The sequence below is a fragment of the Pseudomonas laurentiana genome (assembly GCF_014648275.1).
Taxonomy (GTDB): Bacteria; Pseudomonadota; Gammaproteobacteria; order Pseudomonadales; family Pseudomonadaceae; genus Aquipseudomonas; species Aquipseudomonas laurentiana.
Genome location: NZ_BMQU01000018.1, coordinates 16480 through 29804 on the forward strand (window position 1 = coordinate 16480; position 13325 = coordinate 29804).

Genomic DNA, 13325 nt, shown 5'->3' on the forward strand with positions numbered 1-13325 from the left:
CCGGTGCAAGTCCGGGGTACTGCGGTACCTCTACTCTCCTTGTCGTTAACCGAAAGTTAACATGAATCTTTCGGTTAACAGTTTGCATAGAATCGTCGTGGACTGCAAGCACGCGAAAGCCGGTTGTCGGACAATCCTGACAACCGGCCCTGGGTGATCAGGCCCCGATCAGTTCGGCGATGGCCTTGCCAACCTGTTGGGTGGACGCGCTGCCGCCCATGTCGCGGGTGGTGTCACCGTCGGCGATGACCTGTTCGATGGCCTTGAGGATGTCGTCGTGTGCAGCGCGATAGCGCCGGTCGGCACCGTCGTTGCCGAGGAATTCCAGCATCAGTGCACCGGACCAGATCATGGCGATCGGGTTGGCGATGTTCTGCCCGAAGATGTCTGGCGCCGAACCGTGTACCGGCTCGAACAGTGACGGGAACGTGCGCTCCGGGTTGAGGTTGGCCGACGGCGCGATACCGATGGTGCCGGCACAGGCCGGGCCCAGGTCGGAGAGAATGTCGCCGAACAGGTTAGAGGCTACGACCACGTCGAAGCGCTCGGGTTGCAGTACGAAGCGTGCACAGAGGATGTCGATGTGCTGCTTGTCCCAACTCACCTCGGGGTAGTGCGCAGCCATGGCGGCGGTGCGCTCGTCCCAGTACGGCATGCTGACCGCCATGCCATTGGATTTGGTCGCCGAAGTCAGGTGCTTGCGCTCGCGGGTCTGGGCCAGGTCGAAGGCGTACTTGAGGATACGGTCGACGCCACGGCGGGTGAACACCGACTCCTGCAGGACGAACTCATTCTCGGTGCCTTCGAACATCCGTCCACCCAGCGACGAGTATTCGCCTTCGGTGTTTTCGCGGATCACCACGAAGTCGATATCGCCTGGCTGGCGTCCGGCCAGCGGGCACGGCACGCCAGGGAACAGGCGAACCGGGCGGATGTTCACGTACTGGTCGAAGTCGCGGCGGAACTTGAGCAGCGAACCCCACAGGGAAATATGGTCCGGTACTTTGTCCGGCCAGCCGACCGCGCCGAAGTACAGTGCATCGAACCCTTTGAGCTGCTCGAACCAGTCGTCCGGCATCATCTTGCCGTGGGCCAGGTAGTAATCGCAGCTGGCCCACTCGAAGAATTCGAACTCAAGGTTCAGGCCGTGTTTTCGCGCAGCCGCCTCGACCACACGAATACCTTCTGGGAGAACTTCGTTACCGATGCCATCGCCAGGGATTGCGGCGATACGGAATGTCTTGCTCATGGGGGGCACACTCGTTGTCTAGGGAACAGGTGCGGACCATGCTATAAGGGCTGTGTTCAGAGATAATCTCGTCAATCATGGATTCTTAGTGCACGTATCGTGAATAATATGCCCAGCCTTGAAGACCTGACGATTTTTGTCCAGGTCGCCAAACGTGCCAGCTTTGCGGCGGTTGCCGATGAGTTGGGAATGTCAGCCGCGTTCATCAGCAAGCGCATTCGCGTGCTTGAACAAAACCTGGGCGTGCGCTTGCTGCACCGCACCACCCGGCGCGTGTCGGTGAGCGAAGAGGGCGAGCGCGTGTACCGGTGGGCACTGCATATCTTTGACGCGGTGCAGCGTATGGGGGACGACATCAGTGCCCAGCACCGTGAGCCGGTAGGGCAGCTGCGTATTGCCAGCAGCCTGGGGCTGGGCAGGCGCTTCGTTGCCCCGGCCTTGTCGGAGCTGGCCGAACGTTACCCGAAGCTGGATATCCGTCTGGACGTGCATGACCGGCTGGTTGACTTGATCGATGAAGGGGTCGACCTGGATATCCGCGTGGGCAACACCATCGCCCCCAACCTGATCGCCAAACCGCTGGCGAAGAACCGCCGTGTGCTCTGTGCCTCCCCAGACTACCTTGAGCGCTGTGGCACCCCCCGGACCCTGGCGGAGTTGGCCAGCCATGACTGCCTGGTGATCAAGGAGCGCGACCACCCGTTCGGGATCTGGCAACTGGAAGGCCAGCAGGGCGAGGAGAGCGTGCGTGTGACCGGTACATTGTCGACCAACCATGGTGAAGTGGCCCACCAGTGGTGCCTGGATGGTCGGGGGATACTGCTGCGCTCCTGGTGGGACCTGCACGACAGCCTGGCGGCAGGGCGGTTGGTGCAGGTGCTGAGCGACTACCATCAGCCCGCAGATATCTGGGCGGTGTATGCCTCGCCACTGGCCAGTTCGGCGAAGGTTCGCGTTGCGGTGGAGTTTTTCCGTCAATACTTTGCCGAACGCTACACCTTGCCTGCGTAGCCCTTGTGTTCTCACGCTTCATGCGCGGCGCCGGGACCACCAGTAAGGCTGGGGTTCCCTATCGACGCCGTAGCAGGGCGATGAAGAACACTCCGCCAATCGCTGCCGTGGCGATGCCGATGGGCAAGTCTTGCGGTGCGATCAGTGTACGGGCGGCGACGTCCACCCAGACCAGAAACAAACCGCCGAGCAAGGCGCTGACCGGCAACAGTCGCCGGTGTTCGGCGCCCACCAGACGCCGGGCCAGGTGGGGCAGCATCAAGCCGACAAAGCCAATCGCCCCGGACAACGCTACCAGCACCCCGGTCAGCAATGCGGTGCAGACGAACACCTGCACGCGCACGGCCTGGACATTGAACCCCAGGCTCACTGCCGTGTGTTCTCCGCTCATCAATGCGTTCAAACCACGGGCCAGAGCCAACAAGGCGAGCAGGCCGAGTAGCAGGCACAAGGCCGGTAACCAGAGTATCTCCCAGCGCGCCAGGCCAAGCCCGCCGAGCATCCAGAACATCACCGAATTGCTGGCGTGTTGGTCGCCGGTGTACAGCAGCAGGTTGACCAGTGCCATCAGCACGAACGACACCGCCACCCCAGCCAGCAATAACCGTTCGCTGCTCAACCGGCCTTGTTGATTGGCCACCGCCAGCACCAGGGTCATGCTGCCCAAGGCACCGATGAAGGCGGCCAGGGGCAGGCTGAACACCCCGGCAAAATCGCCGAGGAACAGCACCACCAGCACGGCGCCCAGCGCCGCACCGGAACTGACGCCAAGCAGGTGCGGGTCGGCCAGCGGGTTGCGGGTCACGGCCTGCAGGGCGGTGCCGACCAGGGCCAGGCCCGCGCCAACCAGTGCGCCCAGTAACACCCGTGGCGCACGAATCAACCAGACGATGCGCGACTGGCCCTGTGTCCAGTCACCGCCACTGCGTAACCCCAACTGCTCGCCAACAATTCCCCAGACGTTCGACACGGGCACGCTCGCCGGGCCAAAGGCCAACGCCGTCATGCACGACACCAGCAGCACGCCCAGTAATCCAAGCACCAACAGGCGGTACGCCGCCACGCTACGGATCGGCATCACTGACCTGCCTGCGCCAGGGGCTGTGGATGCAGGGCATTGGCGATGGTTTCGATGGCCTCGGCGTTGTCCACGGACGGTGTCACTGCCACATAAGGCAGCACGATAAAGCGCTGCTCGCGGATTGCACGCACGCCCTGTAGCGCCGGGTGCTGCAGCAGGAAATCACGCTTCTGTTGCCAGGTGCGTGGGCCGTAGTCGACGATCAGGATGACCTCGGGGTCGCGCTCGACCACACTTTCCCAGTTGACCTGGGTCCAACTGGCGGCGATATCGTCCATGACGTTGTGGCCACCCGCCGTCGTCAACAGCGCTTGCGGTATACCGAGTCGTCCAGAGGTCATGGGGCGGTCTTCGCCGCTGTCATAGAGGAATACGCGCGGTGTTTCGTGTGTTGCCGCCAGCCTCGTCTGAACCCGGGCGATACGTTGGCGCAGGGTGTTGATCAACGTTTCGGCGCGGGCTTCGACCGAGAAAATCCGCCCGAGATTGGCCAGGTCGCGGTACAGGTCGTCAAGGCTGGCCTCGCGTTGCGGCATGATCCGCGAGCAGGACTCGCTCAGTTCATAGACCTTGATCCCCAGCGGCTCCAGGCTGGCCGGGGTGACCGGGCCGCCAATCCGCATGCCATAGCCCCAGCCGGCGAAAAAAAAGTCGGCGCCCGCGTTCAGCAGGTTCTCTTCGCTGGCGTAGTGGCTGGCGAGCTCTGGCACACCGTCGAGGGCCGTGCTGAGTTTCGGGTCAAGGGTTTTCCAGCCGCTGATGCCGGTGTAGCCGACCATATGTTCGCGCAGGCCGAGGGCAAGCAACATTCCGGTCAGGTTGATGTCGTGGCTGACCACATGCTGTGGCGCCTGTTCGAACGTGACCTGGCGGTTGCAACTCTGCACACCAAGCGGGTAGGTGCTGGCATGGGTCGAGAGGGCCGGCAGCAGCGCAAGCCAGGCCAGGTAGGGACGTTGTCGTTTCATGGTTCGGTGATCCAGGTAATGCGCGGGTAGCCGGCCAGTGGGTGAGTGTCGACCAGTGCGTGCACACCGAACACCTGATGCAGGCGCTCGGCAGTCAGCACTTCAGCGGGTGTCCCGCTGGCGACAAGGCAGCCGTTGTCGATGACGTAGAGGCGGTCGCAGAATGCCGCAGCCAGGTTCAGGTCGTGGAAACTGGCCAGGGTGCTCAAACCCAGGCGGCGCAAGTGGCCCAGTAGTTCCAGTTGGTAGCGAGGGTCGAGGTGGTTGGTCGGTTCGTCGAGTATCAGCAGGCGGGGTTGCTGCACCAATGCACGGGCCAGCAGCACGCGCTGCTTCTCGCCGCCGGACAGGGTGGCGAAATCATGCTGATGAACGTCCCCCAGGCCAACGGCGTCGAGGGTCTGCTCGATCAACTGGCGGTCTGCCTCGTTGTCGCCGGCAAACATCCCCTGGTGGGGCGTGCGGCCCATGGCCACGACATCGGCCACGGTGAGGCCGAAGGCTTGAGGAAATTCCTGCAGGACCACGGCGATGCGTTGCGCACTCCAGCGCGGACGTTGCTGCCAAAGGTCATTGCCGTCCAGGCTGACCTGACCGGCCAAGGGTGGGTTGAAGCGGTAGGCACAGCGCAACAGGCTGGTCTTGCCACTGCCATTGGGACCGATCAGGCCGACGAACTCACCGGCGGCCACGTGCAGGTCGATGCCGTTCAGCAACCAGTGCTGACGACGCTCGAGTGCTGTCGGCGTCCAGCGCAGTTGGTGGATAGTCAATGCGGTCATGATCGGCGGTTCCTTGTGCCTTAGAAGCGGTAATCGAGGGTGGCGAAGTACGAGCGCGGCGCCCCCATCAGCCATTGCTCAGCGCTATGGGCGGTGACGGCATAGCGGCGATCGAGCAGGTTGTTCACCTGCAGGCCCAAACGCACCTCCGGTAGCAGTTGCCAGCCGAGATTCCCATCGACCACGGTGTAGCCCGGTACCGTCGCCTGGTTGGCCGTGTCGGCATAGCGCGCATCAACGTAACGCAGGCCAAGGCCGGCATCCAGGTCATTGCGCAGGGCCTTGCGGAGCCAGAGGTTGGCGGTGCGCCGTGGCACATTGATCGGTCGGTTGCCCACGCGGGACACGATAGTGCCGGCAACCACCTCGTCGAAATCATCATACGCCGCACGCACTACCGAGGCGTTTGCCGAGACGTGCCACTGTTGCGCGAGGGCCAGCTCAAGGGTTGCCTCCAGGCCTTCGGAGGACTGCTGGCCGACTTGCTGGGTGAGTCGCGTGTGGCTGTCGGTGACCACCGGCAGCTTCTTCTTCACGATCTGATAAGCCGCCAGTGTCCACTCGCCACGGCCGTTCCAGAACTGCTGCTTGAGGCCGAGCTCGGTTTGCTTCGACTCGGTCAGGTCCATCTGCTGCGCGGCCGGGCTGAGGCTGATCAGGTCGCCAACCCCATCTTCACTGGTGGAGTACTGGCCGTACAGCGACAGCTGCTCGGTGACTGCGTACACCAGCCCGGCACGCCAGTTGCCACCGTCGAGGCTGCGGTCGCTGTGCGTGCCGTCGACCCGGTTGTCACGGTCGATGTGGTTCTGGTCACGGCGAATACCGGTGACCAACGACCAGCGCTCTGACAATTGTGTGCGGTTTTCCGCAAACAGGGCAAAGGTCTGGGTGGTGCTGTGGGTTTGCGGGCGGGTGGGGTCCTGGCTGCCGAAGTAACCCGGGGCCGGTTGCCACGGGTCGATGTAGTCGCCGCCGTTGTCGGTGTAGGGCGCGTTGCTGTCGACGTCGAAACGAATCCGGTTGTACTCGGCACCGACCACGGTCTTGCTCGTCAGGCCGAACAGCCCATGGTCGAGGGTGAAGCTTTGCCGGTCGCCGATTTGCTCCTGGTCATGCTTGATGTGCAGGTAGCTCTGGCGCAGCAGCTGGTCGCGGCCGCTGTCCCAGCTATAGTCCTCGGCATTGCGCCAGTGTCGGCGGCTCTTGATGTAGTAGAGCTGGTTGCTGGCGGTCAGGTTTTCGTTGATCGTCCAGTCGCTGTTCAGTCGTGTCCACTCATCGTGGTAGCGCTGTACCGCGTCGTGGAGGTTGTAGTTCTTTTTGCGCAGGCTGTCGCGGTAGCGGCCGTCGATCAGCGGGGTGCCGAAGTCGTTCATCGGCTCACTGTCACCACGTTCGTGGGCGAGGGTGAAGCTCAGGTCATCGCTGGCATCCCAGCGCAGCGCTGCACTCAGGCTGAGGTTTTCTGAGTCGCCGCGATCAATCCAGCCGTTGCTTTGCTCACGGTTGAGGGTAAGCCGGTAGCTCAGCCGCTCGCTTAACGAACCGCCGCTGTCCAGGCCCAATTGCTGGCGGTCATACGAGCCGTAGCCCAGGCGCAGGTGGTTTCGAATCTCTCCGGCAAAGGGCTTCTTCGGGATCACGTTGATCACCGCCCCGGTTGCTCCCTCGCCATACAGCACCGAGGCCGGGCCGCGAAGGATGTCGATGCGCTCGACCATCCACGGGTCTACCGGGAAGCTCTGGGTGCCCGCACCGGTGTACAACCGCGAGCCGTCGAACAGGGTCATCACCGAGCTGTGACCGCTGAAGCCTCGGGCAGAGAGGGCCGTGTTGCCGTTGCCCGGGGTGCCCACGGAGGTGATGCCCGGTGAGCGGCTGACCGCCTCCTGCACACTGCGGTTGTTGCGCCCGTCGATGGCCTCGGCATCGAGGCTGCTGGTGCTGGCGGGTGTCTCCAGTGCACTGAGGTTCAGTCGGGAACCGGCCGGCAGTGGTGTCGCCAGAGTGATGGCTTCTCGCTCGCTATCAAGGTCGCCAGTGATGGCGGTCGAGGGCAGGGCAAGGATGTGTTCGGTGTCGTCAGTGGCCAGTGACGGCAGTGAAAGCGAGAGGCAAGCAGAGGACACAAGGGTGTGAAACAGGTAAGTGCGGGACATGTCGTTCCAGGCTGAAACAGGAATGAATGAATCCCGGGGGAATAACGCATAGAGGCATGACGAGCACGCAGGCGCCCGCCAACCGGCCTGCGCCCGCCCACCGCGGGGTTGCCAAACAAGGCTTCAGGCCGGTCTCCGGGCTTGCGAGGGTCATGAGGCCTTCACCTTCCCATGCCATGGCACAGTGGTCTGTCGAAGGCCTCGCTCGCTTACCGTTGCGGGGGCAGCGCCGGACTGGTCAAAAGACGCACCGGCTTCCCGTTTCACCCTGCGCACGGCGGCGCAGGACACCTGAAACTGGCGCGCATCTGAACATCGAACGCCAGCTCAGTCAATCACTTAGCCGCGTTGCGCGGCGGCAGGGGCGGGTGTTGCCGTGGCCGATTTACGCACCAGGCTGATCATCAGGACGATGCCGGCCACGGCTGCGGTCATCAGGGTTTCATAGCGATACGCGGCGCTGAACAACATGTAGCCGAGCACGCTGCAGATCAAGGCGATGACGAACCAGGTCAGCCATGGGAACAGCCACATCCGGAATACCGGGGTCTGGCCTTTTTGCTCCAGCTGTTTACGCATGCGCAGTTGTGACACCGCGATCACCAGGTACACCAGCAGGGCGATGGCGCCGGTGGTCGAGAGCAGGAAGCCAAAGACCTTGCCCGGCAACAGGTAGTTGATCAGGCAGCCGACGAAGCCTGCCAGGGTGGACATCAGCACGGCCACGGTCGGCACGCCGCTGCGCGAAATGTAGCGGGTTGCAGTCGGTGCTTCGCCGCGTGCACCCAGCGAGTACAGCATGCGCGAGGCGGTGTACAGGCCCGAGTTCATGCAACTGGTCACGGCGACGAACACTACCAGGTCAACGATCAGTTTCGCCCCTGGCACGTTGAGCACTTCCAGTGCGCGCTGGAACGAGCCGACTTGCAGCAACCGTGGGTCGTTCCAGGCAACCAGCGAGACGATGAAGAAAATCGAGAAGATGTAGAAGATCGCAATGCGGTAGATCACCAGGTTGGTGGCGCGGCGGATCTTCTCTTTGGGGTTCTCGGTTTCGTCGGCGGCGATGGTGACGATTTCGGCGCCGAAGAACGAGAAGATGGTCACCAGAATACCGCCCAGCACCGCACCAAAGCCATTCGGCATGAAGCCGCCATTGCTCAGCAGTTGGCCGACACCCGAGACTTCAGCCAGCGGCCAGTAGCCCAGCACGGCCGCGCTGCATACGCCGATGAAGGCCAGGATGGCGATGATCTTGATCAGGGCGAACCAGTACTCGAAGGTGCCGAAATTGCGCACGCTGATCAGGTTGGTGGCCGACAGGGTGATCATGATCAGGAAGGTGAAGGCCCAGGACGGGATGGCGGGGTACCAGGCATGCAGGATGTCGGCACCGGCGATGGCTTCCACCGGGATGATCAACACCCAGAACCACCAGTACAGCCAACCGATGGTGAAGCCGGCCCAAGGGCCAATGGCCTCGCCGGCGTAGGTGGAGAACGAGCCGCTGTTCGGGTTTGCGACGGCCATTTCGCCGAGCATGCGCATCACCAACAGCACCAGCAGACCGGTCAGTGCGTAGGAGATCAGGATGGCCGGGCCAGCGGTGGCGATGGCGTTGGAGGAGCCGATGAACAAGCCTGCACCGATGATGCCCGCGATGGAAATCATCGAGACCTGGCGTGTGGTCAGACCATGCTTGAGCGAGCGTTGCCCGCGGTTGTTATTGTTTGAAGTCATGCATCAACCCTCGGTTCAGCAGTCCCTTGGCTCACAGGTCCGAACGGGGGTGAGCCGGCGCTGAACAATCGTTAGTAAGGAAACCTTCCGTGTCGGTACCGCATCTGAGTCCTGGTTATTGATCCAGATCAGTATTGGTCGACCCGCGGCGCATCAACAAACGAGCAATACTCAGAACATCATTCCGTGGAGGAATCCAGTGTTTGCCTGGGACGGTCGTGCGAGGTCTTAAGGGAAACCTTCTTACGGTATTGCCTGTAGTGGGTAACGTTGGATTCGATAATTTTAGGAATGACAGTAGAATTTTTATTCGCTTGTGCCAGGCCACCGTCACTCGCTTAGATAGCCGCCATACACGACCCTCAAGACACGGGAGCGGCGCTTTTCATGCCTGCGCAAACCATTAGCAAGTCCATCGCAATTGTTCACCCGATCGAGCTCGACCACGGCCGTAATGCCGAGGTCTGGGATGTCGATGGCAAGCGTTACATCGACTTTGTCGGCGGTATCGGCGTGCTCAACCTGGGCCATTGCAACCCGGCGGTGGTGGCGGCGATTCAGGCGCAAGCGACACGCTTGACCCACTCGGCATTCAACGCTGTACCGCACACGCCTTACGTTCAGTTGATGGAGCGGCTTGTGGCGTTCGTCGGCCTGAGCTACCCGGCCAGTGGCATGCTCACCAACAGCGGTGCCGAAGCGGCCGAGAATGCCCTGAAAATCGCCCGTGGCGTCACCCGGCGCACTGCGGTGGTGGCGTTCGATGGTGGTTTTCATGGGCGTACCCTGGCCACCCTGAACCTCAATGGCAAGGTTGCCCCCTACAAACAGGGCATTGGTGTGTTGCCGGGGCCGGTCTATCACTTGCCGTACCCCAGCCCGGACAACAACGTCACTGTCGACGAGGCGCTGAAGGCCATGGAGCGCCTGTTCAGTGTCGAAATCGACGTCAACGAGGTGGCCTGCTTCATCCTGGAGCCGGTTCAGGGCGAGGGGGGGTTCCTGGCGCTGGAGCCTGCGTTTGCCCAGCACCTGCGTCAGTTCTGCGATGAACGCGGGATCTTGCTGATTGTCGATGAAATTCAGTCTGGTTTCGGCCGCACGGGCCAACGTTTCGGCTTTGCTCGCCTGGGTATCGAGCCGGACCTGCTGCTGCTCGGCAAGAGCATTGCTGGCGGGGTGCCGCTGGGCGCAGTGGTGGGCCGTCGGCAATTGATGGACACGCTGCAGCGCGGCGCATTGGGGGGGACCTATTCGGGTAACCCGATTGCCTGTGCGGCGGCGTTGGCCAGCCTGGAGCAAATGAGCGACACCAACCTTTCTACCTGGGGCGAGCGGCAGGAGCGGGCGATTGTCGAGCGTTATCAGCGCTGGAAAGCGTCCGGTCTGTCCGCTCATTTGGGGCGCTTGACCGGCACGGGCGCCATGCGGGGCATCGAGTTGGTAAATGCGGACGGCTCGCCAGCGCCTCAGCTGCTGGCCACGTTGTTGCAAACCACCCGCGAGGCAGGGCTGTTGATCATGCCGAGTGGCAAATACCGGCATATCGTGCGTCTGCTTGCGCCGCTGACCATCGAGCCAGACGTGTTCGAGGAAGGCCTGGATATTTTCGAACGTTGCCTGGCTGGACTCCGCGCCTGACATCACTCCCCGCCTGACTGCTCACAGCGGCCCTCGGGCCGCTGTACCACGACGCGACGACCCCAAGGCCCTGATCCGGCGGGTGCCCCCGTCGGTTTTGTAAAAATGCCCTTCGCCCCATGAACCTTGTGCAGCCGCTCCAGTCTTAGGCCCTGCCTTGGCGTGTCATGCCTTGGCTGCGTTACTGCCTTTTCTGTCGTCCTCTCTTCAGAGCTGTCTGCCTCATGCGCCAAGCCGTTCGCTGTTCCCGCGTTGCCTCGCTCTGCCTCATGCCCTTGTTGCCTTTGTTCGCTGGCCCTGCCGAGGCGGGTGGAGAACGGCAGTTGGCAGAGGCGATCAACGACTACCGTGCCCACCCCCAGCGTTGCAACAGAAGCGCCGGCCGTGCCTTACCGCCACTGGCGTTGAAGTCGAGCCTGGCATTGCCGATTCGCTATCGCGGTGAAATGCGCGAGGCGTTGAAGGACTCCGGCTATCGAGCCGTTGCAGTGCGGAGCATTCGATTGGTGGGTGCCTACGATGCCGAAGAGGCGTTTGATCAATTGCAGAGTGATTACTGCGCAGCCTTGCTTGATAACCAGTACACCGATATAGGCGTCCGTCGCGACGACGGTGAGTGGCGAGTCGTGCTGGCGCGCCCCTTGTTCGAGGGTCACCTGGAGGATCGGCGTGCGGCGGGTACGACCTTGCTGGCACAGGTCAACGCGGCGCGGGCAAAGCCGCGCCTCTGTGGTCGTAAACGTTTTGCCGCCGCCCGGCCGCTCACGTGGAGCAGCGCCCTGGGCGCCGCAGCCCAAGGGCATAGCCGGTCGATGGCCAGCGGCAGCTACCTGTCCCATCGCGACCTTGAGGGCGATATGCCCGCTGATCGGGCATGGGCGGCCGGCTACCGCGGCCGGCAGATTGGCGAGAACATCGCCGCCGGGCAGGGCTCGGCGAACAAGGCATTGGCGGGCTGGCTGGCCAGCCCAGGCCACTGCGCCAACCTGATGAACCCGATGTTTACTCAGGTTGGCGCAGCCTATGCGACAAACGCGCGCAGCGATGCCGGGGTCTACTGGACGATGCTGTTTGGTGCACCTTGAGTAAAGCCCTTGTGCCGTAGGGGGGGATTTCGCGCATTATTAGCACCATCAGTAAAAGGGAGAGTTACATGCGCGTCCTATCATTCGCTATGGGTGTTGCCGCGGTGTCTGCGGGGCTGGTGTCGGTTGCTGCCGCTGCAGCAACCGAGGAGACGCAACTGGTCGAGTCGATCAATGCCTACCGCGGCCAGGTGCAGCGCTGTGCGGGGCAGGCTTCGCAGGAGTTGCCACCGCTTGCAGCCGATCCGCGTCTGGTGTTGTCCGCCAGTGGTGTTGGCGACCTGCAGCAGGCGCTGGCCCGAGCGTCCTACCCGATGGTCAATGTACAGGCGATCAGCTTGTCCGGGCCGCGTGATGCGCAGGCCGCGATGAAGGCGGTGCAGGAGAGTTTCTGCCAGATCGTGCTGGACCCGCAGTTCGTCGATATCGGTGTCAGCCGGGAGGACCGTGCCTGGCGCATCGTGCTGGCTCGACCGCTGTTGGCCGGTCGACTGGGCGACTGGCAGGCCGAGGGCCAGAAGCTCCTTGAACAGGTCAATAGCGCACGTGGTCAGGCCCGCCAGTGCGGCACTCAGCCCTTTAGCGCGACAACGCCGTTGGCCTGGAATGTGACACTGGCGACAGCGGCTGAGGGCCATACCCGCTCCATGGCCAACCACAACTTCTTCGATCACAAGGACCGCGAGGGTCGTACACCGGGTGACCGGGCTGAACTGGCAGGTTACAGCGGCCAACTGATTGGCGAGAACATTGCCGCCGGGCAAGACACCGTACGCAAGGTGGTCGACGGCTGGCTGGCCAGCCCTGGCCACTGTGCCAACCTGATGAACCCGCGGTTCCGCGAACTGGGCGCAGCCTATGCGGTTGACCCCAAGAGTGATGCAGGCATCTACTGGACGGCGATGTTCGGTACGCCGTGAATGCCTGAAACGCTCAACACGGCAACCGCTGCGGTCTTATGGGGTTTCTGTGGGATGCAGGCTTGCCAGCGATGGCGTCGGCGTGGGTGTCAGTGCCTGCGCGGCGCTTGCATCGTTGGCTTGAAAGCGAAGGCCACTCAAGAGCGTTTCTTTTGCAGGCCTTTCAGGCGCTGGGTTGCGCGCTGTACGGCGGCCATCTTTTCCGGTCGCTTCATGCGCTTCCATTTCTTGATCTCCTCCTTGCTGCGACCACAACTCAGGCACAGGTCACCGCTGAGTTGGCAGACGGAGATACACGGGTTCTCGATATCCTTGGCCATGCTTCAACCCCGCGCCAGACGCTGCTGCCAGTTTCCCGCATGGGTGCGCTGGCATTGTTCTTCCGTGTCGTAGTGCACATGTGTCGACACCGGGCTGAGGGCGATCCCGGCTTCGACCAGCGCCGCTGCAGTCAGCTCAACCATGCGCGCGCCTTGCCCGCTGGCCAAAGCTTGTTGCTTGTGGGTCAGGGTATCGAAGACCCAGGTAACCCTCAGGCTGGAGGGGAACGCCCTGTAATCCACTGTGTGGGTCAGCCAGCAGAATCCGACGATTTCCGCTTTTGCTGTCTCGCAGGCCTCAGTCAGGGTCGCCACCAGGCGGCGTTCGGTATGCGCCTGGTCGCGTTTGTTGAGCAACATGGGGTG

Annotated in this window: 12 protein-coding genes and 1 riboswitch; of the genes, 4 read left to right on the top strand and 8 right to left on the bottom strand. The window is 62.6% G+C overall.

Translation table 11 applies throughout. From position 1 onward, the window contains the following. Positions 1 to 157: 157 nt before the first annotated feature. A complete protein-coding gene (locus tag IE038_RS18005; RefSeq protein ID WP_189396042.1) occupies positions 158 to 1249 on the bottom strand; it encodes a tartrate dehydrogenase in 1092 nt (363 codons plus the stop codon). Positions 1250 to 1357: 108 nt separating this feature from the next. On the opposite strand from IE038_RS18005, the gene IE038_RS18010 reads away from it, so the two are divergent. After that, positions 1358 to 2260, top strand: a complete 903-nt coding sequence (locus IE038_RS18010; RefSeq protein WP_167524056.1) for a LysR substrate-binding domain-containing protein — start codon at positions 1358 to 1360, stop codon at positions 2258 to 2260. A gap of 58 nt (positions 2261 to 2318) precedes the next feature. On the opposite strand, the gene IE038_RS18015 is transcribed toward IE038_RS18010, so the two are convergent. From IE038_RS18015 to IE038_RS18035, 5 genes are all read right to left on the bottom strand, one after another. Next, entirely contained in the window at positions 2319 to 3338 is a 1020-nt protein-coding gene (locus tag IE038_RS18015) for a FecCD family ABC transporter permease (protein WP_167524053.1), read from the bottom strand. Further along, positions 3338 to 4309 carry an ABC transporter substrate-binding protein gene (locus IE038_RS18020; RefSeq protein ID WP_163936338.1) on the bottom strand — a complete coding sequence of 324 codons (972 nt, stop codon included), beginning with the start codon at positions 4307 to 4309 and terminating at the stop codon, positions 3338 to 3340. The genes IE038_RS18015 and IE038_RS18020 overlap by 1 nt, the downstream gene beginning before the upstream one ends. Beyond that, positions 4306 to 5091, bottom strand: coding sequence for an ABC transporter ATP-binding protein (locus IE038_RS18025; RefSeq protein WP_163936341.1), 786 nt, complete (start codon positions 5089 to 5091; stop codon positions 4306 to 4308). Before IE038_RS18025 ends, IE038_RS18020 begins: the two co-directional genes overlap by 4 nt. Positions 5092 to 5111: 20 nt before the next feature. Further along, positions 5112 to 7253, bottom strand: coding sequence for a TonB-dependent receptor (locus tag IE038_RS18030; protein ID WP_189396043.1), 2142 nt, complete (start codon positions 7251 to 7253; stop codon positions 5112 to 5114). Positions 7254 to 7362: 109 nt separating this feature from the next. Beyond that, a riboswitch (cobalamin riboswitch) is annotated at positions 7363 to 7562 on the bottom strand. 30 nt (positions 7563 to 7592) lie between these two features. Next, a complete protein-coding gene (locus IE038_RS18035) occupies positions 7593 to 8993 on the bottom strand; it encodes an amino acid permease (RefSeq protein ID WP_163936343.1) in 1401 nt (466 codons plus the stop codon). A 387-nt stretch (positions 8994 to 9380) separates the two neighbouring features. On the opposite strand from IE038_RS18035, the gene IE038_RS18040 reads away from it, so the two are divergent. From IE038_RS18040 to IE038_RS18050, 3 genes are all read left to right on the top strand, one after another. Beyond that, the gene (locus IE038_RS18040) at positions 9381 to 10634 is read left to right on the top strand and encodes a 2-aminoadipate transaminase (protein ID WP_189396044.1); all 1254 of its coding nucleotides are present in this window, start codon (positions 9381 to 9383) and stop codon (positions 10632 to 10634) included. A gap of 224 nt (positions 10635 to 10858) precedes the next feature. Further along, the gene (locus IE038_RS18045; protein ID WP_189396045.1) at positions 10859 to 11719 is read left to right on the top strand and encodes a CAP domain-containing protein; all 861 of its coding nucleotides are present in this window, start codon (positions 10859 to 10861) and stop codon (positions 11717 to 11719) included. An 89-nt stretch (positions 11720 to 11808) separates the two neighbouring features. Beyond that, complete coding sequence (locus tag IE038_RS18050) at positions 11809 to 12639, top strand: CAP domain-containing protein (RefSeq protein WP_407682241.1); 831 nt, start codon at positions 11809 to 11811, stop codon at positions 12637 to 12639. Positions 12640 to 12776: 137 nt separating this feature from the next. On the opposite strand, the gene IE038_RS18055 is transcribed toward IE038_RS18050, so the two are convergent. Together IE038_RS18055 and IE038_RS18060 are read right to left on the bottom strand one after the other, a co-directional pair. Next, the gene (locus IE038_RS18055) at positions 12777 to 12959 is read right to left on the bottom strand and encodes a DUF1289 domain-containing protein (RefSeq protein WP_163936346.1); all 183 of its coding nucleotides are present in this window, start codon (positions 12957 to 12959) and stop codon (positions 12777 to 12779) included. A 3-nt stretch (positions 12960 to 12962) separates the two neighbouring features. Further along, a complete protein-coding gene (locus IE038_RS18060; RefSeq protein WP_163936349.1) occupies positions 12963 to 13319 on the bottom strand; it encodes a hypothetical protein in 357 nt (118 codons plus the stop codon). Positions 13320 to 13325: the final 6 nt, after the last annotated feature.